The 25,286-nt window shown below is 74.0% G+C and carries 22 protein-coding genes; 12 read left to right on the forward strand and 10 right to left on the reverse strand.

Annotation, left to right across the window (positions count from 1 at the left end; all coding sequences use genetic code 11):
- The first annotated feature begins 55 nt into the window (after positions 1 to 55).
- On the forward strand, positions 56 to 730 hold the full coding sequence (locus tag AB0Q96_RS13015) for a sigma-70 family RNA polymerase sigma factor (RefSeq protein WP_365324620.1): 675 nt from the start codon (positions 56 to 58) through the stop codon (positions 728 to 730).
- Between the two features lie 16 nt (positions 731 to 746).
- On the opposite strand, the gene AB0Q96_RS13020 is transcribed toward AB0Q96_RS13015, so the two are convergent.
- The 4 genes from AB0Q96_RS13020 to AB0Q96_RS13035 form a co-directional block, all read right to left on the reverse strand.
- Positions 747 to 1,733, reverse strand: coding sequence for a MerR family transcriptional regulator (locus tag AB0Q96_RS13020; protein WP_365324622.1), 987 nt, complete (start codon positions 1,731 to 1,733; stop codon positions 747 to 749).
- 56 nt (positions 1,734 to 1,789) lie between these two features.
- Complete coding sequence (locus AB0Q96_RS13025) at positions 1,790 to 2,812, reverse strand: bile acid:sodium symporter (protein WP_365324623.1); 1,023 nt, start codon at positions 2,810 to 2,812, stop codon at positions 1,790 to 1,792.
- Between the two features lie 101 nt (positions 2,813 to 2,913).
- Positions 2,914 to 3,741, reverse strand: a complete 828-nt coding sequence (locus AB0Q96_RS13030) for an SDR family oxidoreductase (protein WP_365324625.1) — start codon at positions 3,739 to 3,741, stop codon at positions 2,914 to 2,916.
- A gap of 163 nt (positions 3,742 to 3,904) precedes the next feature.
- Complete coding sequence (locus tag AB0Q96_RS13035; RefSeq protein ID WP_365324753.1) at positions 3,905 to 6,640, reverse strand: FAD/NAD(P)-binding protein; 2,736 nt, start codon at positions 6,638 to 6,640, stop codon at positions 3,905 to 3,907.
- 202 nt (positions 6,641 to 6,842) lie between these two features.
- Here AB0Q96_RS13035 and AB0Q96_RS13040 point away from each other — a divergent pair, with 202 nt between their 5' ends.
- Positions 6,843 to 7,304 (forward strand): Rrf2 family transcriptional regulator, encoded by a 462-nt coding sequence (locus AB0Q96_RS13040; RefSeq protein ID WP_365324627.1) that lies wholly within the window; start codon positions 6,843 to 6,845, stop codon positions 7,302 to 7,304.
- A gap of 33 nt (positions 7,305 to 7,337) precedes the next feature.
- Here AB0Q96_RS13040 and AB0Q96_RS13045 read toward each other — a convergent pair whose 3' ends face one another.
- Together AB0Q96_RS13045 and AB0Q96_RS13050 are read right to left on the reverse strand one after the other, a co-directional pair.
- On the reverse strand, positions 7,338 to 8,372 hold the full coding sequence (locus AB0Q96_RS13045; protein ID WP_365324629.1) for a TolB-like translocation protein: 1,035 nt from the start codon (positions 8,370 to 8,372) through the stop codon (positions 7,338 to 7,340).
- On the reverse strand, positions 8,369 to 9,685 hold the full coding sequence (locus tag AB0Q96_RS13050) for an MFS transporter (protein WP_365324630.1): 1,317 nt from the start codon (positions 9,683 to 9,685) through the stop codon (positions 8,369 to 8,371). The genes AB0Q96_RS13045 and AB0Q96_RS13050 overlap by 4 nt, the downstream gene beginning before the upstream one ends.
- A 524-nt stretch (positions 9,686 to 10,209) precedes the next feature.
- On the opposite strand from AB0Q96_RS13050, the gene AB0Q96_RS13055 reads away from it, so the two are divergent.
- From AB0Q96_RS13055 to AB0Q96_RS13095, 9 genes are all read left to right on the forward strand, one after another.
- Positions 10,210 to 11,358 (forward strand): hypothetical protein, encoded by a 1,149-nt coding sequence (locus tag AB0Q96_RS13055; RefSeq protein WP_365324632.1) that lies wholly within the window; start codon positions 10,210 to 10,212, stop codon positions 11,356 to 11,358.
- Positions 11,355 to 12,170: a WecB/TagA/CpsF family glycosyltransferase gene (locus AB0Q96_RS13060; RefSeq protein WP_365324634.1), complete on the forward strand. Its 816-nt coding sequence runs from the start codon at positions 11,355 to 11,357 to the stop codon at positions 12,168 to 12,170. Before AB0Q96_RS13055 ends, AB0Q96_RS13060 begins: the two co-directional genes overlap by 4 nt.
- The gene (locus AB0Q96_RS13065; RefSeq protein WP_365324755.1) at positions 12,170 to 13,426 is read left to right on the forward strand and encodes a nucleotide sugar dehydrogenase; all 1,257 of its coding nucleotides are present in this window, start codon (positions 12,170 to 12,172) and stop codon (positions 13,424 to 13,426) included. The genes AB0Q96_RS13060 and AB0Q96_RS13065 overlap by 1 nt, the downstream gene beginning before the upstream one ends.
- Positions 13,427 to 13,497: 71 nt before the next feature.
- The gene (gene wecB, locus AB0Q96_RS13070) at positions 13,498 to 14,646 is read left to right on the forward strand and encodes a UDP-N-acetylglucosamine 2-epimerase (non-hydrolyzing) (protein WP_365324636.1); all 1,149 of its coding nucleotides are present in this window, start codon (positions 13,498 to 13,500) and stop codon (positions 14,644 to 14,646) included.
- Positions 14,647 to 14,757: 111 nt separating this feature from the next.
- Positions 14,758 to 15,621, forward strand: coding sequence for a chain length determinant protein (locus AB0Q96_RS13075; protein WP_365324638.1), 864 nt, complete (start codon positions 14,758 to 14,760; stop codon positions 15,619 to 15,621).
- Between the two features lie 17 nt (positions 15,622 to 15,638).
- Positions 15,639 to 17,186 carry an oligosaccharide flippase family protein gene (locus AB0Q96_RS13080; protein ID WP_365324640.1) on the forward strand — a complete coding sequence of 516 codons (1,548 nt, stop codon included), beginning with the start codon at positions 15,639 to 15,641 and terminating at the stop codon, positions 17,184 to 17,186.
- A gap of 1 nt (position 17,187) precedes the next feature.
- Positions 17,188 to 18,354: a hypothetical protein gene (locus AB0Q96_RS13085; RefSeq protein ID WP_365324642.1), complete on the forward strand. Its 1,167-nt coding sequence runs from the start codon at positions 17,188 to 17,190 to the stop codon at positions 18,352 to 18,354.
- 130 nt (positions 18,355 to 18,484) lie between these two features.
- Positions 18,485 to 19,147: a class I SAM-dependent methyltransferase gene (locus AB0Q96_RS13090; RefSeq protein ID WP_365324643.1), complete on the forward strand. Its 663-nt coding sequence runs from the start codon at positions 18,485 to 18,487 to the stop codon at positions 19,145 to 19,147.
- Entirely contained in the window at positions 19,147 to 19,932 is a 786-nt protein-coding gene (locus AB0Q96_RS13095; protein WP_365324645.1) for a glycosyltransferase family 2 protein, read from the forward strand. The genes AB0Q96_RS13090 and AB0Q96_RS13095 overlap by 1 nt, the downstream gene beginning before the upstream one ends.
- Here AB0Q96_RS13095 and AB0Q96_RS13100 read toward each other — a convergent pair.
- Entirely contained in the window at positions 19,917 to 20,861 is a 945-nt protein-coding gene (locus tag AB0Q96_RS13100) for a glycosyltransferase family 2 protein (protein WP_365324647.1), read from the reverse strand. The genes AB0Q96_RS13095 and AB0Q96_RS13100 overlap by 16 nt on opposite strands.
- On the reverse strand, positions 20,861 to 22,885 hold the full coding sequence (locus AB0Q96_RS13105) for an O-antigen ligase family protein (RefSeq protein WP_365324649.1): 2,025 nt from the start codon (positions 22,883 to 22,885) through the stop codon (positions 20,861 to 20,863). Before AB0Q96_RS13105 ends, AB0Q96_RS13100 begins: the two co-directional genes overlap by 1 nt.
- A gap of 56 nt (positions 22,886 to 22,941) precedes the next feature.
- Between AB0Q96_RS13105 and AB0Q96_RS13110 the strand changes: the two genes are divergently transcribed.
- Positions 22,942 to 23,589, forward strand: coding sequence for a hypothetical protein (locus tag AB0Q96_RS13110; RefSeq protein ID WP_365324651.1), 648 nt, complete (start codon positions 22,942 to 22,944; stop codon positions 23,587 to 23,589).
- On the opposite strand, the gene AB0Q96_RS13115 is transcribed toward AB0Q96_RS13110, so the two are convergent.
- The gene (locus AB0Q96_RS13115) at positions 23,564 to 24,172 is read right to left on the reverse strand and encodes an acyltransferase (protein ID WP_365324653.1); all 609 of its coding nucleotides are present in this window, start codon (positions 24,170 to 24,172) and stop codon (positions 23,564 to 23,566) included. The genes AB0Q96_RS13110 and AB0Q96_RS13115 overlap by 26 nt on opposite strands.
- 64 nt (positions 24,173 to 24,236) lie before the next feature.
- Positions 24,237 to 25,283, reverse strand: a complete 1,047-nt coding sequence (locus tag AB0Q96_RS13120; RefSeq protein ID WP_365324655.1) for a glycosyltransferase — start codon at positions 25,281 to 25,283, stop codon at positions 24,237 to 24,239.
- Between the last annotated feature and the right edge of the window lie 3 nt (positions 25,284 to 25,286).

The raw sequence follows: 25,286 nt of genomic DNA on the forward strand, positions 1-25,286 counted from the left end.
GGTGCACGGGACCGGTGAGCGAGGTCCCGACGCCGCCCCCGCCGGAGGAACCACCATGACCGCCACCCGGACCACCGACGACCGGACCGTCGACGACCGGACCACCGCCACCAGGACCGGAGACGACCGGATCGCAGCCACCCCGACCGTCGACGACCGGACCGCCGACACCCGGAGCACGGACGAGCGCATCGCCCGTGGTCTGGTCCTCGGCGACGAGTCCTGTCTGGCCGCCGCCTACCACCGCTGGGGCCGTCTGGTCCACGCCCTCGCCGCCCGGGCGCTGGGCGACCCGCGTGAGGCCGAGGACATCACCCAGCAGGTGTTCGTCGCCGCCTGGCGCGGACGGGCCGGTTTCCGGCCCGAGCGGGGCACGCTGCCCGCCTGGCTCACCGGCATCGCGCGCCGGAAGATCGCCGACGCGCTCACCGCCCGCACCCGCCGCACCGAGCTCGCGGCCGTCCTCGGCGCCGCCCTGGAGCACGAGGAGCGTCCGGAGGCGGAGCCGGAGCGGGTCCTCGACCGGATCGTCGTCACCGAGCAGCTGGCCAGGCTGCCCCGGGTCCAGCGCGACGTCCTGGCCCTCGCCTACTTCGCCGACCTGACCCAGGCGCAGATCGCCGCCCGCACCGGCCTGCCCCTGGGCACCGTCAAGAGCCACGCGCGCCGCGGTCTGCTGCGCATGCGCCACGACCTCGCGCCCGTCATGGCCACCGGCCCCCGGGCATGAGGGGTCCCACGTCCGGTCAGCCTTCGCCCGCCGCGCCCGGCGGCTCCCCGTACAGCCCCGAGATCACGTCGAGCGCCTCGCGCAGCCCCGTGGGACGGACCAGGCCGACGGCGGGCGTCCGGCCGCGCCAGCCGGGGCCCGCGAGGAGGACCAGGGGAGCCGTGCGCGCGCCCCGCACCCCGAACTCCGTGCCCGCGACGTGCCGGGCCAGGGCGTGGTGCGCGGTGGAACGCGCCTGGGACCAGAGGACCACGGCGGCCGGGCCCAAGCGCCGTACCGCCGCGTCGACCGCCTCCGCGGGCACGGCCGCGCCGAACATCCTGGTCGGCAGGCCCCGTTCGGCGAGCCCCGCGGTGAGCGCCTCCAGCGGCAGCGTGTGCTGTTCGGCGGGGACGCAGGCCAGGAGGACCGGGGCGAGCGAGGGGGTCGCCGCCGGTCCGGTGGCGGCACCCCGCCGCAGCGCGGTGGAGACGTGCCAGGACAGCAGGTGCTCGACCTCGACGTAACGGTCCCCGGAGGACTCCCACTTGCGGCCGACCGCGTGCAGCGTCGGGACCATGACCTCCTCCCACGCGGTGACCAGACCGTGCTCCGCCAGCGCCTCCTGGAGCAGCGCCTCCATGGCCGGACCGTCGAGGCGCACGGCGGCGCGGGCGAGCCCCCGGCACTCCTGGCGCACGTCGCCCAGCGGCAGCCCGCCGCCGGGCCCGGCGCGCCGGACCGCCGCCCGGGGAGCCTCCAGGGGCGCCGTCGGCCGGGCCGCCCCGGGCCGCACCTGCCGGGCGGCCCGCGCGGCCTCGGCGGGCGGGACGCCCGAGGCCGTGAGCCGGCACATCTCCTCCAGCATCGCCACGTCCGCCGGACTCCACCGGCGGTGCCGTCCGTCCGCGCGTACGGCGGGACCGATGCCGTACCGCTGGTCCCAGGAACGCACCGTCGTGGGGGAGACGCCCAGGCGCCGTGCGACGGCGCCCGTCGTGATCCCGTGAGCCGTGTCGGGCATCTCTCCACCATACGATGCGGAATCGACGCGACCCCCGCCCACGTCGCCCCGGGCCGCTACGGCCTGTGCGGTCGGGCCGCCGCCTGGGCCGCGACCTTCTGGAACAGGCTGTACGCGAGGATCGGCAGCAGCACCTGGGGGCGTTGGGAGAAGCAGGTGGCGGCGAGCGCCGCCGCGGCGCTGCTGTTGTTCATGCCGGTGGCCAGCGTGAGGGAGATCGTGTCCGGCCGGTCGCAGCGGGTCCGGGCCGAGGCCCACCGGCCGCAGCGGAAGGCGAGGAAGCACACCGCGGCGGCGGCGACCGGCGCCACGACGAGGAGGTCCGGGTCGGGGTGGGCCAGCGCCCGGCCCAGGGCGCCGCTCGCGTTGAGGTAGCAGAGCAGCAGGGTGTTCAGCAGGTTCAGCGCCTTGACGGCCGGCAGCGCGCGGCCCACCACCCGCTCGCCGAGCACGACCCGGGCGCCCATCCCGGCCAGGCACGGCAGGACCACGGCCACGACCGCGAAGGGTCCGGCGCCGCCGCGCGCGAGGCCGTCGAGGGTGGCCGTGTCGTCGAGCGCGCCGATGCCGGCGGGGCCGACGACCCGCCCCGCCACATAGAGGGTGGCGGGGACGGTGAGCGGGCTGAGCAGGGTCGAGCCGACGACCGTGGCGACGGACAGGGGCAGGTTGCCGCCCGTGTTCTGGGCCCAGGAGGCGGCGCCGCCGGCGATCGGCATGGCCAGCACCAGCATCAGCCCGACGAGCAGGCCCTCCGCCTCCCCGGCGTCGGGCCACAGGGCCAGGACGAGGGCGGCGACCGGCAGGACCACCAGCGGCAGCAGGGCGTTGGCGGCGACCCCGAGCAGGGGCCGCGCCGGGCGCCGGGCCACGGCCCGCAGGTCGGCGAGGCGCACGCCGAGACCGGCGTTGAACACCATCAGGGCCAGCAGCGCCATCGGCAGGGTGATCCGGGTGGACCCGCCGGGGAGGGGGACACCCAGCCCGCGCCACGCCTCCCCGGGGCCCGGGCACACCGCCGCCAGCACGTAGCAGCCCAGCATCAGTCCCAACAGGCGCCGCTGAACGAACGCCGGCACGCGCGTGAGCATCACACCACGGAGCCTATCGGTCACGGACCGTGAGGCAGGTCAGGGTGTGAGGCGCGCGGGGAGCTCCGGGGGAGCTCGAAGGGAGCGCGTCAGGCGCCCGGCTCCCGGCCCGCCCTCGGCTCGATGCGGAAGTCGAACGCCAGGGTGCCCGGGTCCAGGGCGGTCGCGCCGCCGTCGACCGTGAGCGTCGCCCCGTTCACGAAGGAGGCGGCGGGGGAGAGGAGCCAGGCGACGGCCTCGGCGACCTCGCGCGGTTCGGCCGGACGCCCGGCCGGCAGCGGCCGGGTGACCTCCTCGTACGCCGCCTCGGTCCCGCCCGCCCCGAGCCGCGCCTCCTCCGCGAAGCGGCTCATGCGCCGGTCCGCCATGTCGGTGCGCACCCAGCTCGGGCACACCGTGTTGGCCCGCAGGCCCGCCGGGCCGTAGTCGACCGCGAGCGAGCGGCAGAGCTGGAGGAGCGCCGCCTTGGACGTGGCGTAGGCGGCGTTGCCGACGCCATTGCGCAGCGCGGAGACCGAGGCGACCGCGACGACCGCGCCGCGCGCGTCGAGGAGGTGCGGCAGGGCCGCCCGCAGCAGGTGGAAGGGACCGGTGAGGTTGGTCAGCATGACCGACTCCCAGTCCTCGACGGTCACCGAGCCCACGCTTCCGCCGCGCCCGATACCGGCGTTGAGCACGAGCCCGTCGAGCCGGCCGTACGTGCCGACGGCCGTCTCGACGAGGGCGCGGACGCCCTCCGGATCGGTGATGTCGGAGGGGACGGGCAGCGCCCCCGACTCCGCCGCCACGAGCCGCAGGGGTTCGGGGCGGCGGCCGGAGACCACCACGTGGTGACCCGCCTCGCGCAGCAGGCGCGCGGTGGCGGCGCCGATGCCCGTCCCGCCGCCGGTCACCAGGTACACCCGCTGGTCCGCCATGGGCGTGCTCCTCCGTCCCTGCGCCGGCCCCGTCGGTCTCTTCGACGTCTTCGCGCGGTCCGGCGGAGGACTCGATCATAGGCGCGGCGATCATGGGCGCGGCGGACGACGGCCGACCTGGTGTCAGGCGCCCAGGACGGGAGTCAGGCGCCCAGACCAGGTGTCAGGCGCCCAGGCCGGCCAGCCTGCGCCGGTCGAGCGGCGAGGCACGCCGGTCGAGGCGCCGCTCCAGGAGGTCGCGTGCGGTGTCCCGGTGACCCGCCTCCACCAGGGCGTACAGCAGCGTCTCCTCGACGACCTCGCGCTGGGCCGCGCTGCCGCCCACCCGGCGCAGCGAGGGCAGCAGCGCGCGCAGCCCCCGGGCCGCCGTGTTCCACTCCTCCTCCAGGACGGCCTCCAGGGCGCTGCACAGCGGGACGACGACCTCGCGCTGCACCTGGTCGGCGCCCGCCGCGTGCGTCCGCAACCGACGGAGCGCGGCCAGGTCGCCGGCGGCGGTGAGGGCGAAGGCGCCGTGCAGGGCGGTGAAGGCGGTCGAGGGGCGCTCGACCAGCTCGCGGGCGACCGCGTCGAGCACGCCGTCGACCGGCACCCGGCCGCTCCAGCTCTGCGCCATCCGGGCCCGCCACAGGAGCGAGCCGGAGTCGACGAGCGCCCGCACGCCGTTCACCTGGCCCGGGGCGAGCTGCGCGTACCAGCGGCGGCGCACCGCCGCGGCGTCGTCGAGGGCGAGTTCGTGCAGGCCCACGTGCCAGGAGAAGTGCGCCCGGTGCACGGCGCCGCGCCCCTGGGCGCCGATCCAGCCGTCGAGCCAGTCCCGGCCGGCGGCGTGGTCGCCCGACTCGTAGTGGACGTGGGCGAGGGCGTGCACGGCGTGGCCCGAGGCGGGCTCCGCCGCGAGGGCCGCCCGCGCGAGCTCCCCGGCCTCGTCGATCCGGCCCTGCTCCTGCCGTACGAAGGACAGCAGCGAGGTGTGGAACCAGTGCCCGTCGTACGCGCCCGCGGTGCCCTCCACCAGGCGCCTGGCCAGCGAACCGTCGATGTCCCCGATGCCGGAGAAGGCGATGGTGGGCACCGCGACGGCCAGCGCGAACGCGTCGCCGGGGAAGCGGTCCAGATGGGCGACGAGGGCCTGGTCGCCGGCGTCCGGGCCGTCCGCCGCCGTCGGCCGGGTCTCGATCCGGCGGGTGACCATCTCCACGAACGAGCGCTCCCGTTCGTCCCCGCGCTCCCGCACGCTGCGCTGGGCGTCCGCGAGTTCCCTGGCCACGTCGACCTCGGCGCCGCACTCGTGCCCGAGCAGGGCCAGCGCCGCGTGTCCGAGGGCGAAGCCGGGGTCCAGCTCGGTGGCGCGCGCGAACGCCTCCGCCGCCTTCGCCCGTACGGTGATCACCCGGCCGAGGCCGCCCCGGAACGAGGCCGCTGCGGCGGCGTGCGTGGACAGCGGCAGCCCGAACTGGTCGGTGGGCCTGCGGCGGACCGGGCGCGGGGCACCGGCGAAGGGGGCGAGGACGGCCTCGGCGATCTCCTTGGCCTGGGTGCGGATCTCCGGGATCGCGGTCGTCTCCCACAACTCGCCGCGCCGGGGCGCGCCCAGCGTGAACAGCGGGCGCTCCGCGCGCCCCGCCGCGTCGAGGAGGCGGCCCGCGTCGGTGGCCACCCCGATGCCCAGCGGCCCGGGGACGGCGAGGCCGTCGCCGAGGAGCCCGGTCCACAGCGGGTCGCCGCCGGAGTCGGCCCGCAGTCCTGGCCCCGTACAGTCCACCACCCAGGCCACCGGCAGGGTGCCGCCGTCGGCGAGGGAGACGGTGAGGCCGCCGTCCTCGTGGGGCGCGGCGGAGGCGATCCGGCCGGCGTGGATCCGCAGCCTGCGGGCGGCGCGCGCCCGGGTGACGGTCTCGGCGGTGGACGGGGCCATCCGGTGCCGGTGCACGTTCCAGGGGGTGGCGTCGCGGCCCAGGAACTCCGCCCGCTCGTCGTCCGTGAGCCCCTGCCACAGCTGCGCGATCCAGGGCCGGAGGCCGTCGAAGGCGGGCCGCCAGTCGCCGTGCGTGCGGCGGGTCTCGGCCACGTACCGCAGCACCTCGCGACGGAGCCGGGCGAAGGGCAGCACGGCGAGGTCACGGGGCGGCAGCACGGCCTGCAGCGGGGTGAGGGCGTGCGGCTGCGGCAGCAGGCCGGTGCGGGAGACGGCGTGCACGGTGCGGCCGGGCCGGTCGAGGACGAGGGCGAGGTCGACGGCGGTGAGCCCGGTGCCGACGAGGAGCACGTCGTCGGAGGCGCCCACGGCGTCCAGCGCGCCCGGCGCCCAGGGGCGGGCGATGAAGCGCTCGGAGCCGCGCAGCTCCTCCGGGGCCCAGTCCGAGCGGCCCGCCGCCGGACCGGTGGCGAGGACCACACTGTCCGCCGTCACCGTCCCGCCGTCCGCGAGCCGCAGCTCGACCCGTCCGCCGGGGAGCTCGGCGCAGCCGGTGGCACGGGTGCGCAGGCGCCGCACGGAGACGGTGCCGTGTGCGGTGATGATCGCCCGGCCCAGGGTGTCGGCCAGGTACGAGCCGTAGCGGTAGCGGGAGGCGAAGTCGGCGGCGGTCACGGTGGATTCGCCGTGCCGGCAGAGCCAGCGGCGGAAGTGGCCGGGGTCGTCCGGGTAGCAGCTCATGCCGCCGACCGGCACGTTGAGGCGGTGCTCGGGGACCTCCGTGGAGTACGCGACGCCCCGCCCCGCCTCCGCCGCCGGGTCGATCAGGACCAGGTCGAGGGGGGTGCGCCGCCGGGCCGCGGCCTCGCACAGCTGGACGGCGACGAGCGCGCCGGCCGCGCCCGCGCCGACGACCGCGACGGTGGGGCGGGTGCGCCCGGACGCGGTGGGCACGGGGGACTCGGGCGAGGGAGCGGACACCACGGACACTTCGGGCACCTCCGGGTCGGGCGGGCACTGCGCGGGTGAAGTTCACTATGTCGATGAACAAAGTGGAGTCGCAATGCTGCTTCCGGACAACCCGCTCCCGTGGGCGTGCCGTTGACGGACGGCGGCCGGTCCCGCGGCGGGTCCCGTGGCCGGTCGGCGGCCGTCCTTCGGCCGGGCGTGAGACATTGAGTGCGTGAGGATCTCAGCACGAACGGACTACGCCATCCGGGCCATGGCGGAGCTGGCCGGCGACCAGGACCGGCCGCTCAAGGCCGAGGACATCGCCGGACGCCAGGACATCCCCGTCCGCTTTCTCTTCGTCGTGCTCAGCGACCTGCGCCAGGCCCGGCTGGTCTCCAGCGTGCGCGGCCCCGACGGCGGTTACGCGCTGACCCGCCCGCCCGGGGAGATCACTGTCGCCGACGTCATCCGCGCGATGGACGGGCCCCTCGTCAGCGTCCGCGACCTGAAACTGACGGGGCTGGAGTACCAGGGCGCCGCCGCGCCCATGCCGGACGTGTGGCGGGCGGTACGGGCGAGCCTGCGCCAGGTCCTGGAGGGCACGACCCTCGCCGACCTGGTCCAGGGGACCCTGCCGGAGCTCGTGCGGGAGCGGGCGCGCGAGTACACCGACGACGTACGGACGTATCCGTAGCGGACGGCGGGGCGGCTCACTGCGCCGTGCGGCTCACTTCGTGGCGCGCGGCGGTGCCTGCGCGTCCGTCAGCAGGATCCGGGGGGCGCCGGTGCCGTCCGCCGGCACGGTCCACACGTCGTCGACGCCCGTGCGGCCCTCGGCGGGCAGCGCGTAGGCGAGGGTGCGGTCGTCGAGCCAGGCGGCCTGGTCGTCGACGCTGCGGCGCTCCGCGAGCGCGGTCGACCTCATGGTGCGCAGGTCCATGACGTGCTCGCGCCACAGGGCCGCCGTGCCGAGCACCCGCTTCTTGTACGCCACGCGGGTCCCGTCCGGGGAGAGCGAGGGGCACTCGACGTTCTCCGCCAGGCTGGTGACGCTGCGGCCGGCGAGCGAACCGCGGACGAGGTACGTCTTCTCGCGGGTGCTCATGGTGGCGTAGAAGGTGTCGTCGTCGGAGGCGAAGGTGACGCCCCAGAAGTTGACGTCGCTGTTGCGGTACGGCCCGCCGTTCAGCGTGATCGCGAACTCCTCCAGGTTCGCCGACAGTTTCCAGCCACGCGTGTCCAGGACCGAGGTCCGGGTGGAGAAGAACGCGGTGCCGTACGACTCGCCCTTCACGAACACCGTCCAGGCGGCCAGCCGGCCGCTGGGCGAGACCCGGGCGCGGCTCGGGATGCCCGCCAGCGGGTAGCTCCTCAGGGTGCGCAGGCCGGAGTCGAGGATCTGCGCCCGGTACGCGGGCCGGCCCAGGGCGGTGGTGGCCTGGAGGCAGACCCCGGTGCCGGCCGCCGCGTGGAAGCGCAGGCAGGAGACGTCCGAGGCGGTACGGGTCGCCCCGGCGGCGGTGCCGGCCGGGACGGAGACGAGCCGGTCGCGCCGCGGGCCCCGCGCCATGTTGCGGAAGACCAGCCGGTCCGGCTCGGTGAGGCTCACCTTCCCGTCCGCGAACAGCGGCCCGCCCGCCCGGGGCTTGTTCTCCTCGGCCGCCCGGTCGGCGGCCGACAGCACCGACCAGGCACCGACGCCGACGAGCACCAGCACCCCGGTGGCGAGGATCAGCAGACGGCGCAGCGGGGTGAGGGTCATCGCGGAACTCCCGTCGATCGTGGTTCTCCCGCCGGGCGCAGCGCGACACCGGCGATCGTGGCGCAGCAGGCGAGGCCGACGGCGGCCGAGGCGAGCGCGGGGCCGTCGCCCCACGCGGCCCACACGGCGCCGAAGGCCAGGGAGCAGCAGAAGCGGGCCGACGCCTGTCCGGTGCCGACCAGGGCGATGCCGCTGGCCCGCAGCCGCTCCGGCACCACCGCGGCGACGGCCGCGGGCAGCACGCCGTCGGTGGCGGCGTAGAACGCGCCGTGCAGCGCGAGCACCAGGTACGGCAGGGCCGGGACGGCGGGCGCCCAGAGCAGCAGCGCGTAGCCGAGGAGCAGTCCGGCGTGTCCGGCGAGGAACACCGTCCGGCGCCCGATCCGGTCCGCCAGCCGCCCGGCGGGCACCGCCAGCAGCAGGAAGACCGCGGCCGTGCCGAGCGGGAGCAGCGGGAACAGCTGCTCCGCCACCCCCGTACGGCGTTGCAGCAGCAGATAGAGGAACGCGTCGCTCACGGTGGTCAGGCCGAGCAGCACGGCACAGCCGAACAGGACCCGCAGCCGGCGGCCCCGCAACAGGCCGAACGCGGCCCGCAGATCCGGCCGTTCCTCGGGAGCGGCCCCGGCCGCGGGGGAGTCCTCTCCGGCCTCGGGGGCGCTCCTTCCGGCCGAGGGGGCGTTCTTTCCGCTCGGTACGAAGAGGAGCAGGACCAGCACCCCGAGTGCCGCCACACAGCCGCTGACCGCGAACACCGCGTCGTAACCGCCCGCCGCCACGCCCAGGATCAGGAACGCGGCGATCGGCCCGAGCAGTGCCCCCGTGGTGTCCATCGCCCGGTGCAGACCGAAGGCCCGGCCCTGCCGCTCCGGCGGCACCGACAGCGAGATCAGCGCGTCGCGCGGCGCCGTCCGCAGGCCCTTGCCGGTGCGGTCCAGGGCCAGGGCGACGCCCAGCGCGCCGAGGTGGTGGACCAGGAGCAGCGGCTTCACCAGCGCCGACAGGCCGTACCCGATGCCCGCGATCAGCTTGTGGTCGCGCACCCGGTCGGCCAGATGGCCGCCGGTGAGCTGGACCAGGGCGCTCACCCCGTTCTGCACCCCGTCGAGCATGCCGAAGCCGAGCGGGCTGAGCCCGAGCCCCATGACGAGGTACAGCGGCAGCACCGCCGTGACCATCTCCGTGGAGACGTCGGTGACCAGGCTGACCGTGCCGAGTGCCAGCACGGTCGGGGAGACCGCCCGGGCCGTACCGCGCAGGCGGTCCTGCGCGGAGGTCGCCCCCTGCGGTGCGGAACGGTCGGCCAGATACACAGTGAGGGACCCCAACCGGCGTGAGCGGGTGATCGCGCGCCCACTGTAACCGCTGCCGGCCCGGGAGTTAGGCGGGATCGGTGCGGCTTAGCGACTGCTTGCGACCAATTCCTCGAAAGGCCTCATCGACACCGTGTTGTGGGCCTATCTTCCCGTTGTACGCTGCGAGTTGAGCACAACGTTCGCGCTGTGCGCTGGGGGTGTCGTGGGGGGTTCCACCAGGAGGCCGAAGCTCCGTCGCTTCGAGGCCGCCTGTTCTCGTCGTCATGTTCGTCGCGGCTGGGGAGCCGCCGAGTAGAGATCGCACGCGCCGACGTGCCGTTGCGGCAATCCGCCAGGGTGCCGCGCATCCGTCGTGCGCGAGCGCAGGTCCGCCCACACCACCACCGAGCGCACCCGCGCAACTCCGCAAGCGCGCCACAAGCCAGCCGATCCGGATCAGCGCCCTGATCCGAACCGACCCGAGGGGGGTGGGTGTGTCCGATCGTCCTGCCAACACACCCGACAGTCCAAGCAGTTCACGGATGACCGGGCTCGCGAGAGCGGACCGGCCGCTCCATGACCTCGCCACCCGTCTGCTCGCGGTGGCCGAGCGGGGACTCCCCGCCATGCTCCTGCCGGAGGGGACCGGCTTCGTCTTCACCCGGGCCGGCCACCGCGCCGACGACGGCACCGTCCGTCTCGAACAGCGCGGCACCAGCATCCGCTACGCCGCCATCACCACGCTCGGCGCCCGCTTCCTGCCCCTCGACCGGCAGCGGACCGTCCTCGGCGGCCACACCGCCGAGGAGTTCGCCGGCGAACTGGTCGAGCGGCTCCCCGGGGTGCGCAACCTCGGCGACGCGGCCCTGATCGCCTGGGCCGCCGCAGAGACCGGCCATCCCAAGCTGTCCGACGCCCTCGACCGGGTCGCCGCCCTGGACGAGCCCGGCCGCCCCCAGTACACCGTCGAGGCCGCCTGGGTGCTCTCCGCGCTCGCCGCCGCCCGCGGCACGCTCGACGTCGAGGACCGGCTGAAGAGCGCCCGCGACCGGCTGCTCCGCGCCCGGATCGGCACCAGCCCGCTCTTCCCGCACGCCACCGGACCCGGCCTCAACCCCTGGTACCGCGCGCACATCGGGTGCTTCGCCGACCAGACCTACCCGCTGCAGGCGCTGGCCCGCGCCCACGCGAGCGGCGACGACCCGGAGGCGCTGGCCGCCGCCGACGCCTGCGCCACCCGCATCTGCGCCCTCCAGGGCGACGGCGGCCAGTGGTGGTGGCACTACGACGCCCGCCGCGGCACCGTCGTCGAGGGCTACCCGGTCTACAGCGTGCACCAGCACGCCATGGCCCCGACCGCCCTCCTCGACCTGGCCGAGGCCGGCGGCACCGACTTCGGCGAGCCGATCCGCAAGGGCCTGCGCTGGATGACCGAGGTGCCCGAACTCGCCTCGGCCGGCGCGTCCGAGCCGATGATCCTGGACGAACTCGGCGTCACCTGGCGCAAGGTGTACCGCGGCGACCCGAAGAAGGCCGTGCGCGCCGCCCGAGGGCTGACCACCCGGGTCGCCCCCGGCCTCCGGCTCGCCCCGCTCGACGGGGTGTTCCGGCCCACCGCGGTGGACCGCGAGTGCCGCCCGTACGAGTTCGGCTGGATGCTCTTCGCCTGGCTGGGAGGGATCGCGAGATGACCTCCGACCCGCGCCCCCAGAACGTGACGAAGCGTCAGACCCTGTTCGGTGTACGGATCGACGCGCTCACCATGGACGAGACCGTCACCCGCTGCCTCGCCGCCGTACGGGCCGGCGAGCGCCTGGAGATCGGCGTGGTGAACGCCGCCAAGCTGGTCAACATGTGGCGCGATCCCGCCCTCGCCCAGGCCGTCTCCGGCTGCGACCTCGTCCTCGCCGACGGGCAGGCGGTCGTCTGGGCCGGCCGCCTGCTGCGCCGCCCGCTGCCCGAACGCGTCGCCGGCATCGACCTGTTCACCCGGCTGCTCGGCGAGGCCGAGACCGCCGGACTCTCCGTCTACCTCCTCGGCGCCAAGCAGCCGGTCCTGGACGAGATGGTCCGCCGGGTCGCCGTCCGCTTCCCCGGCCTGCGCGTCGCAGGCAGCCGGCACGGCTACTTCGACGACGCCGACCAGCCGGCCATCGCCGACGCGATCGCCGAGAGCGGCGCGCACATGCTGTTCCTCGGCATGACCTCCCCCAAGAAGGAGATCTTCACCGCCGGTTACGGCGAGCGGAGCAAGGTGGCGCTCGTGCACGGCGTCGGCGGCTCCTTCGACGTCCTCGCCGGAGTCACCCGCCGCGCCCCCGAACGCTGGCAGCGGCTCGGCTTCGAATGGCTCTACCGCGCACTCCAGGAGCCGCGCAGGCTGGGCCGCCGCTACCTCACCACCAACATCTCCTTCGCCCTGATGACGGGCCGGGAACTGATCCGCCCCCGCCCCTTGATCACCCAGGTCACCCCGGTCACCACCGCCAGCAGGGAGTCATGATGCGCGTCGTCGTGGTTGGACAGGGCTATGTCGGCCTGCCGCTCGCCATCCGTGCCGCCGAGACCGGTCACGAGGTGATCGGCTACGACGTGGACACCGAGCGGGTCAAGAGCCTCGCCGCGGGCGAGTCGTACGTCGAGGACGTCACCTCCGAGCGCCTCAAGGCGGCCCTGGAGGCCGGCACCTACCGGGCGAGCGACGCCGTGCGCGACTGCGGCGGCTTCGACGTCGCCGTCGTCACCGTCCCGACCCCGCTGCACGAGGGCACCCCCGACCTCCGCTACATCGAGGAGTCGGCCCGGGACCTCGCCCGCTACCTGCGCCCCGGCGCCACCGTCATCCTGGAGTCGACCACCTACCCCGGCACCACCCAGGAGCTGTTCGGACCGCTCCTCGAAGAGGGCTCGGGGCTCGTCGCCGGAGCCGACTTCCACCTCGGCTACAGCCCCGAACGCATCGACCCGGGCAACCCGGTCTGGGGCTTCGAGCAGACCCCCAAGGTGGTCTCCGGCGTGGACAAGGCCTCCCTCAAGGCGGTCCGCAAGTTCTACGAAGGACTCGTCGAGACCACGGTGCCGGTGAGCTCGCCCAAGGAGGCCGAACTCGCCAAGCTGCTGGAGAACACCTTCCGGCACGTCAACATCGCGCTGGTCAACGAGATAGCCATGTTCGCCCGGCACCTCGACATCGATGTGTGGCAGGCCATCGACGCCGCCTCCAGCAAGCCCTTCGGCTTCATGCGCTTCACCCCCGGACCCGGCGTCGGCGGCCACTGCCTGCCCATCGACCCCTCGTACCTCTCCTGGCACGTGCAGCGCGAACTCGGCACCAGCTTCCGCTTCGTCGAACTCGCCAACGACATCAACAACCATATGCCGGACTACGTGACCCGGCGCCTCGTCAACGCCTTCAACACGCGCAAGCGCGCGGTCAACGGCTCGCGGATCCTGCTGCTCGGCCTCGCCTACAAGAAGAACACCGGCGACGCCCGCGAGTCGCCCGCGCTGCGCATCTCCCAGCTCCTGCTCGACATGGGCGCGGAGGTCCGCGCCGCCGACCCGCACGTCGTCGAGGGCCACCGGGTCGACAACCGGCTCGTCCGGGTCGAGCTCAGCAAGGAGGAGCTGGAGGCCGCCGACGCCGTCGTGCTCATCACCGACCACGACGCCTTCGACTACGAGCTCGTCGAGGCCCACGCCGACTACGTGCTCGACTGCCGGAGCCGGCTGAGCGGATCCAGGATCGAGGTGCTCTGAACCGCATGGCCGACACGAGCACCACGGGCATCACGGACCACCTCACGAACGGAACGCAGGGACCGCGGGGAATGCAGGACACGCACGGCACGCACAGCACGCACGACAGGCACGTCAAGAGGGTGGTCTGCGTCGCCGGCGCGCGCCCCAACTACATGAAGATCAAACCGGTGATGGACGCCCTGGAGGCCCGGGGCGCCGAGGTGCTCCTGGTCCACACCGGACAGCACTACGACCCGGCCATGAACGACGTCTTCTTCCGCGACCTCGGACTGCGCCCGCCCGACCGCTTCCTCGGCGTCGGCTCCGGCAGCCACGCCGTGCAGACGGGGCGGGTGATGGCCGAGTTCGAACCGCTCGTCACCGAACTCGCCCCGGACCTCGTCGTGGTGGTCGGCGACGTCAACTCCACCCTGGCCTGCGCCCTGGTCACCGCCAAGGCCGGCCCGCTCCTCGCCCACGTGGAGGCGGGGCTGCGCAGCCGAGACTGGTCGATGCCCGAGGAGGTCAACCGGGTCGCCACCGACCGGATCAGCGACTACCTCCTCGCCCCCTCGGACGACGCGGCCGTGAACCTGCGCGCCGAGGGCTACCACGACGACCAGATCCACGTCGTCGGCAACGTCATGATCGACACGCTGTTCGCCAACCGCGAGCGCGCCCTCGCCACCGACGCCCTCGCCCGCCACGGCGTCACCCCCGGCGCGTACGGCCTGGTCACCCTGCACCGGCCGGCCAACGTGGACGACCCCGAGATCCTCGCCGGGCTGCTCAAGGGACTCGGCGAGGTCGCCGCGCACTGCCCGCTCGTGCTGCCCGTGCACCCCAGGGCGGCCGAGCGGCTGAACGCGCTCGGCGTGCCCGGCGGCATCCGGCTGGTCCCGCCGGCCGGATACCTCGACTTCATCGCCCTCCAGGCCGGCGCCCGGATCGTCCTCACCGACTCCGGCGGCGTCCAGGAGGAGACCACCGCGCTCGGCGTGCCCTGTGTGACCCTGCGGGACAACACCGAGCGCCCCATCACGGTCGACGAGGGCACCAACGTCCTCGCCGGCCGCGACCCACAGCGGATTCTGGCCACCGCCGTACGCCTCCTGGAGAACCCGCCGCCGCCCCGCCGCCCCGCCCTGTGGGACGGACACGCGGGGGACCGGATCGCCCGGGTCCTGCTGGAAGGAGGGACGGCGGGCAACCGCCCCCGTCCCACCGACCGGCGTTGACCGCACACGTGGTGATCGCGAAGGGCTCACAACCTGTCGCGATCCCACCTATCCTCATGAGCGGTACGGCAGTTGAGCAGCCGCCACATCGGGGGCGCAGGGGGGAACGCCATGGACCTCGCAGAGATCTTCCGGGTCATGTGCCGGCGGTGGTACGTCCTCGTGCCCGGGCTGCTGCTCACGGCCGGCCTGACCGTGGGGGCGTGGTTGTTCGTCCCCACCTCGTACGAGTCGCAGAGCACCGTCGCGCTGCTCAACTCCCGCAAGGGGGCTGCGGCCGACGGCAACCCCTTCCTGAGCATGGAGCCCTCGCTCACGGGCATGGCCGACAGCCTCGCCCGCAACGTGAACTCCGACGAGTCGGTCGCCGACCTGAAGGAGAAGGGGCTCACCGAGAAGTACGAGGCGAAGATCGCGGACAACGCGCAGGGACCGCTGCTCTGGCTCACCGTCACCGGTGACGACCCGGACGCGGTCCTCACGGCGAACAAGACGCTCATGGCGTACACCGCGCAGCGGCTGAAGGAACTGCAGGCCGACCAGAAGGTCGAGCCGGACTCCATGATCCGGCTGACCACGATCGTGCCGCCGCAGGAGCCCCAGGCCAAGCTGAAGTCCAAGGTCCAGTACCTGATCATGGCCGCCGGACTCGGCTTCGTCCTCAGCCTCGTCGCCACCTTCTTCGTGGAGGCCCGCCGCCGTCGCGACGCCCCGGCGAAGCACCGCCAGACCGAGGCCGGGCAGACCGCGCAGGCCCCGCAGACCGCGCAGGCCCCACGGATCACGGAGTCCAGGGAGCCGGCGGGTCCCTCCGCGCCCGAGGAGCACGCCGGGTCCGGACCGCTCGTCGACCCCGAGGTGTCGGCCGGGCGGTCCGCCGCCCAGCCCCTCGACCAGCCCACCATGCAGCTGCCCATCCAGCCCGCCCCCGCCGAGCACCGCCCCGCCAAACGCCCGCCGTCCTGGGTGAAGTGACGAGGAGCCCCCTCCCGATGGAAACCGCGCCCGCCGCGCCCGCTGCCCCCGGCGACCAGGCGACCCTGGGGACCAAGGTCCGCTCGGCGACCCGGTGGAGCCTCATCAACACGATGGTCATGCGGCTCGGCAACTTCGCCACCGGCATCGTGCTCGTCCGCTACGTCCTCGACCCGGCCGCCTGGGGCGTGTACGGCGTCGCCCAGACCGTCCTGATGGTCCTGCTCTCCGCCAACGAACTCGGCGTCTCGCTGGCCATCGTGCGCTGGGAGGGGGACGTACGCCGGTTCGCGCCGACCGTCCTCACCCTGAGCGCGGTCTCCAGCGGCCTGCTCTATCTCAGCCTGTTCGCCGCCGCGCCCGCCGTCGCCGGACTGCTCGGCTCCCACGAGGCCACCGCGGTGCTGCGGGTGATGTGCGTCTGCCTCGTGCTCGACGGCCTCTCCCAGGTCCCCGCGGGCGTCCTCACCCGCGAGTTCGCCCAGGGCCGCCGGATGATCATCGACGCGCTCAACTTCGTCGTCAGCACCTCGGTCACCCTGGCCCTCGCCCTGCACGGCTGGGGCGCCATGAGCTTCGCCTGCGGCGCCGTCGCGGGCAACGTCGTCGCCCTCGTCGGCTGCGCCCTCGCCGCCCCCGGCATGCTCCGCTTCGGCTGGGACCCGGCACAGGCCAGGGCGCTGCTCCGGTTCGGCCTGCCGCTCGCGGGCGCCAGCATGCTCGCGCTGGCCGTCGTCAACGCGGACGCCATGATCGTCGGCGCGGTCCTCGGCAACGTCTCACTCGGCTTCTACATGCTCGCCTTCAACATGGCCGGCTGGCCCGTACGGGTCATCTCCGAGACCGCCCGCCGGGTCTCCTTCGCCGGCTTCTCCCGGCTCGCCGACGACCCCAAGGCCCTCTCCGAGGGCTTCGGCCGCGCCCTGGGCATCCTGATGAGCGCCACCGTCCCGGCCTGCGTCCTGCTCGGCGCGCTCGCCGGTCCCGCCGTCGAGGTCGTCTACGGCGCCACGTGGCTGCCCGCCGCCCAGGCACTGCCCTGGCTGATGGCCCTCGGCCTCGCCCGGATCGCCGCCGAGCTCACCTACGACTGTCTGGTCGCCATCGGCCGGCGCCGCTCGCTCCTGGTCATCCAGGGGCTGTGGCTGGTCACCCTGGTCCCCGTGCTGGTGCTGGCCGCCCGCGCCGGGGGCATCGAGACGGTCGCCGCGGGCCACGTCCTGGTCGCGGGTGTCGTCGTCCTGCCGGCCTTCCTGCTGGCGCTGCGCCGCGGCGGGATCGCCACCCGTGCCGTCGTCCGGGTCTGCGTCCGGCCGGTGCTCGGCGGCGCGCTGATGGCGGGCGTCCTGGTGCTGCTGCGCCGGGAGCTGGGGGAGGGGCTGTGGGCCCTGTCCGCCACGTGTGTCATCGGACTCGTGTGCTACGCGCTGTGCGTCCTGCCCGCCCGCACACTGGTGCGCGGCGCGCTCGCGCGGTTCGGCCGGGGCCCGGCCGGGCAGCAAGAGAGCGCCGCGCCCGCCGTACCGGCGCAGAAGCAGCCGGCCACCCCGGCACGTGAACGATGAGGTGAGTCCCCTGGCCCGCACCGGCCGCCACAAGCTTTCGTCCCGTACCGGCCGCCGCAAGCTCCTCGGAGCGGTGCTGCTCTGCGCCGTCCTGCTCTTCGCCCTGATCACCTTCACCGGCCTCGGCGGCACCTCGGTCTGCCTGGGCGGCGCGGCGCTCTGCGACCCCCGCGCCATCACCGCCCCCGCCGAGGGCGGCGGCGGACCGTCCCGGTCGGCGGAGCCGGACCCGTCCGCGAGTCCCGCCCCGTCCGCGAGCCCGTCCGGGTCCCCGGGCCCCGTCCCGTCCTCCAGCCTCTCCCGGTCCCCGGGCCTCCGGGACGCCAAGCCGCCCGCCCGCAGGGGCTGCGCGAACCCCGGGGCCTGCGGCTACCCCGACGCGGCCAGCACCGGTCCGCGGGTCGCCACCCTCACCCCGCAGAGCACCGGCAACGCCAGCATCCGCACCGACGGCACGGTCATCCGGGGCTGGGACATCACCGGCTCGCTCGACATCTACGCCAACAACGTGACCGTGATCGACAGCCGCGTCACCTCCACCAACTGGTGGGGGATCAACCTGCGTCCGGGCTTCTCGGGGCTGCGGATCCTGCACACCACGATCACCGCCGTCCCCGGCAAGGGCCCCAACAACGGCGGCTCGGACTACGCCGTCTCCAACATGAGCACCAGCTCGGTCGAGGTCGGCCACTGCGACATCTCCGGCTTCGGCGACGCCCTCTCCATGGGGCAGGGCAACCTGCACGACAACTACGTGCACGGCATCGTCCCGTACAAGAACCTCGACGGGGAGTGGCAGCACACCAACGCCGTGATCAGCAACGGCGGCGGCCAGGGCAAGCTGATCATCCGGCACAACACCCTGATCAACGCGACCCCGGTCGACCAGGGCGCCTCCGCCGCCGTCGGCCTGTTCGCCGACTCCGCTCCGGTGACCCACACCGTGGTCGACCGTAACTGGCTGGCCGGCGGCGCCTACGCGCTCTACGCGGGCGGCAAGGACTCCAGTGGCATCGAGGTCACCGACAACGTCTTCTCGCCCGAGTTCTTCCCGGCGGGCGGCAAGTACGGCGCCGTGGCCTACTGGAACGCCGCCGGCAACGGCAACGTCTGGCGCGGCAACCGGATGGCCGACGGCACCCCCGTCGTCCCCGCCGACCCGTCCTGACGATCAAGGAAAGTGCGAGGCCGCGTTCCGGGCATCCGCCTGATAAATCACCCCATCCACCACTACCGTTGATCGCGTCCCCCGACTCCTTAGAGCGGGCCCGAACTCCGAACTCCAGGTGGTTGATGCGATGTCGCGCACCCGTGCCCTCCGCAATCGATTCGTCGACGCGCCCGACTCGCTCGGCGAACGATTCCGCGCGGCCCGCTGGGAGCGATTCCGCAGGTGTTTCCCGCAGATCGAGAAGATGAGGGTGGTGGACCTGGGGGGCACCGCCGAGAACTGGCAGCGTTCCCCGCACCGCCCGCTCCAGGTCCACCTGGTGAACCTGGAGGCGCACCCCACCGAACTGCCCGACTGGATCACCGCCGAGATCGCCGACGTCACCGACCCCGAGATCCCGGCCAAACTGGGGGAGTTCGACCTGGTGGTCTCCAACTCCACCATCGAGCACGTCGGCGGTCCCAGTCAGCGCCGCCGCTTCGTCTCCGCGATCGAGCAACTCGCCCCGCTGCACTGGGTCCAGACGCCCTACCGCTACTTCCCGGTGGAGCCGCACTTCCTCGCCCCCGGCTTCCAGTTCCTGCCGCTGGCCGCCCAGGCCAAGCTGGTCCGGCACTGGCCGCTCACCCACAGCCGCCCCGCCACGCCCGAGGAGGGCATGGACGCGGTCATCAACATCGAGCTGCTCACCCGCGCCGAGATGAGCTACCTCTTCCCCCGCTCCGTGATCCTCAGCGAGCGGGTGGCGGGGCTCACGAAGTCGCTGACGGCCGTCCGTACCCGGGTCTGATGCGCCGGGTCCTCAGGGGGCCGTGGGAGCTGCTGAAACGGCTCTTCGGGTGGCTGGTCCTGTACGAGCTCCGCAACAAGGTCCTGCTCGCGCCGAGTGCCGTCCGGCTGCGCCGCTTCGAGGACGCCGAGACCGCCCGGCTCGCCCGGGTCCTCGGCCGGCGCCCCACGGCCCGGGTCGCCACGGTCATCGCCACCCACCGACGGCCCGAGGCGCTGCTGCGGGCCGTCCGCTCGGCCCTGGACCAGTCGGTCCGCGACCAGGTCGTCATCGTGGTGGACGACGGCGCGGGCCTGCCCGAACTCCCGGATGACCCACGCCTGTTCGCGGTCTCGCTGAGCCGGAACACCGGCGTCGCCGGAGTGGTCCGCAACGTGGGCATCCGGCTGACCGCCTCGCGGTACGTCGCGTTCCTCGACGACGACAACCTCTGGGAACCCGAGCACCTCGCGGAGGCGCTCGGCGCCCTGACCGCCCCCGGCGGACCCGACGGCGTGTACACGGCGCTGCGCAGGGTACGGCCGGACGGCACCGACATGGACGTCCTGTCGGTGCCGTTCGACCGGCGCAGGTCCGCCCACGAGGCGTTCCTCGACACCAACGCCTTCGTCGCCCGCCGCGTCCCGGCCCTGCGCTTCAGCCGCCTGCGGCGCACCCCCGAGGTGCTGCCCCGGGAGGACTGGGAGCTGATCCGCCGCTACAGCCGCGGCCGCCGGGTGGCGCACCTCGCCCGGCCCACCGTGCGCTACCTGGTCAACCCGGGCAGCTTCTACACGTCCTGGTGAGGGGAGCGGGGCGCGCCGAGCAGGGCGCGCACCGCCGCCCGGGCCGGCTCCCGGCCGAGCGCCGCCCGGGACGCCTCCCGCAGCAGGACCGCCGAACGGAACGCCACCGTCGCCGGCAGGCCGTGACGGCGCCGGAACAGGCGCACCCGGTTCACCACCAGCAGCGACCACAGCCGGGGCGAGACCCGGGAGTCGCCGCCCAGGTGGGTGGCCCGGGCCCGCGGCTCCAGGCGCGTGCGCAGTCCGAGGTCGCCGGCGCGCAGGCAGTACTCCGTCTCCTCCGAGTAGAGGAAGAACGACTCGTCCCACGGCCCGCAGGCCGCCACGCACTCCCGGGACAGCGCGAGCAGCGCCCCGGTCGCCCAGTCCGCCCCGGTCCGCCCGGTGTACGCGGACGGTGCCGTGACCAGCTCGCTCCAGCGGGGGAAGCGCCCGGCCCTGCGGTTGCCCAGCACGGCCTCGCCGAGCGCCCGGGTCACGCTGGACTCGCGGCGCAGCGAGTGGATGAGCGACCCGTCCTCCTCGTGCAGCAGGGGCACGCTGACGCCGACCCGGCCGCCGTCCGGCAGCGGCTCGCCCAGCGCCCCGATCAGGGTCGCCGCGCAGCCCTCGTCCATGCGGACGTCCGGGTTGCAGATCAGCACCGGGCCGAAGCCGCCCTCCCAGGAGGCCGCGGCGCGCAGGCCCGCGTTGATCCCGAAGGCGTAGCCGCCGTTGCGGCCCGTCTCGACGACGGTGGCCTCCGGGGCGTACTTCCGGACCACGGCGACCGTGTCGTCCGAGGAGGCGTTGTCGGCGACGACGAGCCGCCAGTCCAGGCCCGCCATCCCGGCCGGCAGCGACTCCAGGAAGCCGGGCAGCACCTCGGCGCTGTTCCAGGTCACGACGAGGACGGCGACCGGCCCCGCCCCCTGCTGCTGTCGGTGCATCAGATCTCCACGAGGTGGGTCGGGTCGGGCGTGCGCGGGCGCGGTACGGGCTCGGCCTTCGGGGCCGGCTCCGCCTCGCGCCGGACGAATCCGAGGCAGCTGCCTCCCGCGCCGAGGAGCAGGAAGAAGACGCCGGCGAACATGGGGAAGCTCAGGGTGTCGAAGGTGGCGCTGATCACCAGGGCGACCAGCGCGGAGGCGAAGAAGGCCTGGCCGAGCTCCCGGTCCGCCTCGCTCCGGGCCAGCCGCCGGATCGCGCCGCCGTTGTGCACCCCGGTGAGACCCAGGACCAGCAGGACGAGGACGCCGAGCGCGCCCAGCTCCGCCAGGGTCAGCAGGTACTGGTTGTCGGTGAAGAAGTACCGCTCGGGCGTGAAGGTGCCGAAGCCCCGGCCGAAGACCGGGTCCTGGGCGAAGTACTCGGCGATCTTCGGGTACTTGATGGTGCGGGCCTGGGTGCTGCTGTCCGCGTTGTTGAGGCTGCCCGAGAAGAGGGTGGTGATGGTGCCGATGAGGCCCGGCACCAGGACCTTGAACACCGCCACCGCGCCGAACAGGATGCCGATCGCCGTCCACCGCCGCTGCGGCTTCCACCGCGGCACCATGATCAGGACGACCACCAGCAGACCGATGATCGAGGTCCGCGACACGGTCAGGGGCAGCCCGCCGCCGAGCAGCACCACCGGCGCCCAGCGCTTCCACCCGGGCAGCGAGGCCCGCACCGGGTCGAAGGCCTGGGCGATGGCGAAGGGCAGCAGGATCGCGAGCATCCCGCTGAACTCCAGCGGGTGCGCGGTCAGCGAACGCGGCCGGGTGAACGAACCCCGGTCCAGGACCGCCACGTTCGCCACGCTGGAGTTCAGGCCGGGGATGCGCAGCGAGTCGGCGATGTTGGTGCCGGTGAAGAAGTCGTACAGGCCGAGCAGGGCGACGATCGAACCCATCACCACGAGCCGCCGCATCAGCACGTCGAACCGCGCCCGGTCCTGGATCCCGGCCGTGGTCAGCACCACGAGCGACACCCACACCAGGAGCACGATCAGCCCCCGGTCCGCGGCGAGTATCTCCTTCTGCGAGCTGATCCGGTCCTGGTTGGCGACGTACGACAGGAGCACGCCGACCGAGAGCAGCAGCATCACCGTGCGCATGGTGCGGGTCCCCGGCGCGGGGGCGATCCGCCCGCGGCACCAGGTCGCCAGGTACCAGAACAGGCCGAGCAGCGCGAAGACGTTCGCCGGGGTGCCGGCGCCGCCGAGGGCGGGCAGTGCCAGGTTCGAGGGAAGGAACAGGGCGAGCGCCAGATAGCCGGTGAGGACGGCGGTGGCGTCCAGCGGCCGGGTCAGCAGGGTGCGCAGCCGCCCCGCGCCTGGCCGGGGCGCCGGGGGAGCCGGGAGCTCGGGCAGACCGCGGGTGCGGCGGCGGGCCGCCGCCCAGGTCTCGATCACGAAGGACAGCAGGAAGGCGCCCGTGACGCCGAAGACGACGACGGCGGCCACCTTCTGGTAGCGCGACTTGGGCTGCGAGACCGGCTTCTGCGGCGGCACGATCCGCGCCGAGCTGACGTAGTAGCCCTCCGGCACCCGGGCCTGCTCCTGGAGCACCTGGAGCTGCTCGGAGGCGTAGTCCGTGATCTTCCGGGTCTCCTCCAGGACCTTCGCCTTGTCCTCGCCCTTGACGGTCAGGGTCAGCAGCGGCCCCTCCGCCTGGGCGGCGAAGTCCACGCCGTACTCGTCGGTGATCCCACGGCCTTGGAGTAAACGGGCCGTCTCGGGCGACTGGAGGGCGCGGATCAGCACGTCCGCCGTGCCGATCAGCGAACCGCTCGCGTACGCCAGGGTGTTGCCGTAACTCGGCGCCGGCTTGGCCACTCTGCTGGAGTTGAGCAGGGCGAGCTGGCTCTGCGACTCGTACGTCACGGGCACGGTCGTGTACAGGTAGCCGCCCGCCAGCAGACTGAGCAGGGTCAGCGGGACCATCACGTACCAACGCCCGGCCAGGACGCGGAAGATCTCGGCGATGCTCACGAACCCTCCCCCGGTTCCTCTTCGTGCTGCCAGTATCGATGCTGATGGAAAGAGACGTGCTGACTCCCGAAGGACTGGCCCGCGTGCTGCTGCGCCGCTGGTACGTCCTGGTCCTCGCCATGCTCCTCACCGGCGCCGCCTGCTACCCGGCGCTGCGGCCCGCGCCGCGCTGCCAGAGCTCGGCGGTGCTGGTCGTGAAGCCGCCGCGGACCGGCAACCAGCCCAATCAGCTGACCAACCTCCAGCCCTCGCTGGCCCTGGTGTCGTACGCCGTCGTCCAGCAGCTCCAGTCGCCCGCCGGGCAGGCCGAGCTGCGGGCCGCCGGGGTGCGCGGCACCTACCGGATCACGCCCCGCAACAGCGGCACCAGTGCCACCCCGTACTACTCGATCCCCACCCTCCAGGTCGAGTCGGAGCAGTCCCGGCCCGAAGAGGCGGACCGCCAGGTCCAGTTGATCATCGGGGTGTACGGGAAGCACCTGAACGCCCTCCAGGCCGCGCAGCGCGTGCCGTCCGCGACCCTGCTCACCGTCGATCTGGTGAACCGGCCCGGCACCGTCGCGCTGCCCCCCAACCGGACCCGGGCCGTGGCCGGCGCGGGCGCGCTGGGCACCCTCGCCGGGGTGATGGCGGCGCTGTGGATCGAGCGGATCGCGGTGGCGCGGCGCGGACGGCGGCTCAGCGCGCCGCACCGTACTCCGTGAGCCGCCCCTCGCGCTCCTCGTACCGCTCACCGGTCTCGGGGCAGCGCCACAGGCCGGGCGTGCCGGGCTCCTCGGCCAGCCGGACCCCGGCCTTGCCGACCCAGCCCGCCCGCCGGGCCGGCACCCCCATCACCAGGGCGAAGTCGGGGACGTCCGCGGTGACCACGGAGCCGGCCGCGACCAGCGCCCAGCGCCCGATGGTGACCGGGGCCACGCACACGGAGCGGGCGCCGACGGCCGCGCCGTCGCCGATCCGCACAGCGACCGGCTCCCAGTCGCCGCCCCGCTTCAGCCGCCCGTCGGGGTCGACCGCCCGCGGGTTGTGGTCGTTGGTCAGGACCACGGACGGGCCGATGAAGACGCCGTCCCCGAGCACGGCCGGCTCGTAGACCAGGGCGTAGTTCTGGAGCTTGCAGTTGTCGCCGATGGTCACTCCCGGGCCGACGTACGCGCCCCGCCCCACCACGCAGTTCTCGCCGAGCGTGGCGTCCTCGCGGATCTGGGCGAGCTCCCACACGCTGCTGCCCGCGCCGACGACGGCCTTCTCGTCGACCTGGGCGGTGGGCTGGACGCGGTAGTTCACGGATGAGCCTTTCCTTGGGCGGGACCCGATGAGAGCGGAGGAGACCTGAGGGGCCTGATGAGACCTAGATGCCGCGGCGCTTCCAGGACCGCCACCAGAGCCACTCGCGGCCCCGGTCGACCACCGCCGACAGGACCAGCGGCTGGAGGTACGGCATGACGCGCGCCCCGATCCGGCGGCGCAGCCGCAGCGCCCGGAACTCCGGCAGCGCCTCGGCGTCCGGCCGCCACTGCCGGGCGAGGTCCACCAGCTCCTCGACCGGGACGACGTCGGTGCGCCCCCGGTCGTAGGCCCGGTAGGCGCGCCGCAGGGCGTGGCGGGCCAGCCGGGTGTCGACCAGGCCGGCCAGGCGGTCGGCCTGGGGGAGCCGGTCGGCGCACTTCTCCAGGACGGCCGTGAAGGCGGCCCTGCGCTGCCGCAGGTCGTCTAGCTGGCCGCCGAAGTCGGTGGTGGACATGTTGTTCCCGTGGACCCGGTAGTAGGCCTGGTCCGCGCCCGCGACGTAGCCGACGTCCGCGTGGGCGGCCAGCCGCATCCACATCTCGATGTCCCCGGCGTGCGGCAGCTCCGGGTCGTAGCCGCCGACCTTGCGCTGGAGGCTGGTGCGGACCACCACCTCGGGCGAGGTGATGCATCCGGTGCCCTCGCGGAAGCGCCGCTCCAGCCACCAGTGGCCGGGGTAGACCACGGAGCCGGTGGAGCGGGTGCGGGCCGCCGGGAGCGGCCCGCCGTGCCGGAAGCGCAGCGGCCTGCCGTAGGCGAAGCCCGCCTCCGGGTGCGAGTCGAGCAGGGCCACGGCCCGCACGAGCGCCCCGGGGACCAGCCGGTCGTCGGCGGACAGGAGGACGACGTAGTCGCCGTCCGCCCACTCCAGCAGGCCCTCGTTGTAGGTGGCGATGTGGCCCTTGTTGGTCTCGTGGACCCGCACCTCGATCCGCGGGTCGGAGGCGGCCAGTTTCCTGGCCGCCTCCGCCGAGTCGTCGGGGGACGCGTCGTCGATGATGAGCACCCGCACGTCGAGGCCGGGCTGTTCGTCGAGCACGCTGCGTACGCAGTCGGCCAGGAAGTGGCCGTACTTGTAGCAGGGGATGACGACGCTGACTGAGCTCATGTG

This window comes from Streptomyces sp. NPDC093111, from assembly GCF_040683955.1.
Lineage (GTDB): Bacteria > Actinomycetota > Actinomycetes > Streptomycetales > Streptomycetaceae > Streptomyces.

Excerpts from the sequence above, each read along its gene's own strand:
- AB0Q96_RS13095 (WP_365324645.1), top strand. The coding sequence starts at position 19,147 with ATGCGCCGGGTCCTCAGGGGGCCGTGGGAGCTGCTGAAACGGCTCTTC.
- wecB (WP_365324636.1), top strand. The coding sequence starts at position 13,498 with ATGCAGGACACGCACGGCACGCACAGCACGCACGACAGGCACGTCAAG.
- AB0Q96_RS13100 (WP_365324647.1), bottom strand. The coding sequence starts at position 20,861 with ATGCACCGACAGCAGCAGGGGGCGGGGCCGGTCGCCGTCCTCGTCGTG.
- AB0Q96_RS13065 (WP_365324755.1), top strand. The coding sequence starts at position 12,170 with ATGCGCGTCGTCGTGGTTGGACAGGGCTATGTCGGCCTGCCGCTCGCC.
- AB0Q96_RS13055 (WP_365324632.1), top strand. The coding sequence starts at position 10,210 with ATGACCGGGCTCGCGAGAGCGGACCGGCCGCTCCATGACCTCGCCACC.
- AB0Q96_RS13030 (WP_365324625.1), bottom strand. The coding sequence starts at position 3,741 with ATGGCGGACCAGCGGGTGTACCTGGTGACCGGCGGCGGGACGGGCATC.
- AB0Q96_RS13075 (WP_365324638.1), top strand. The coding sequence starts at position 14,758 with ATGGACCTCGCAGAGATCTTCCGGGTCATGTGCCGGCGGTGGTACGTC.
- AB0Q96_RS13015 (WP_365324620.1), top strand. The coding sequence starts at position 56 with ATGACCGCCACCCGGACCACCGACGACCGGACCGTCGACGACCGGACC.
- AB0Q96_RS13080 (WP_365324640.1), top strand. The coding sequence starts at position 15,639 with ATGGAAACCGCGCCCGCCGCGCCCGCTGCCCCCGGCGACCAGGCGACC.
- AB0Q96_RS13020 (WP_365324622.1), bottom strand. The coding sequence starts at position 1,733 with ATGCCCGACACGGCTCACGGGATCACGACGGGCGCCGTCGCACGGCGC.
- AB0Q96_RS13060 (WP_365324634.1), top strand. The coding sequence starts at position 11,355 with ATGACCTCCGACCCGCGCCCCCAGAACGTGACGAAGCGTCAGACCCTG.
- AB0Q96_RS13090 (WP_365324643.1), top strand. The coding sequence starts at position 18,485 with ATGTCGCGCACCCGTGCCCTCCGCAATCGATTCGTCGACGCGCCCGAC.
- AB0Q96_RS13120 (WP_365324655.1), bottom strand. The coding sequence starts at position 25,283 with ATGAGCTCAGTCAGCGTCGTCATCCCCTGCTACAAGTACGGCCACTTC.
- AB0Q96_RS13045 (WP_365324629.1), bottom strand. The coding sequence starts at position 8,372 with ATGACCCTCACCCCGCTGCGCCGTCTGCTGATCCTCGCCACCGGGGTG.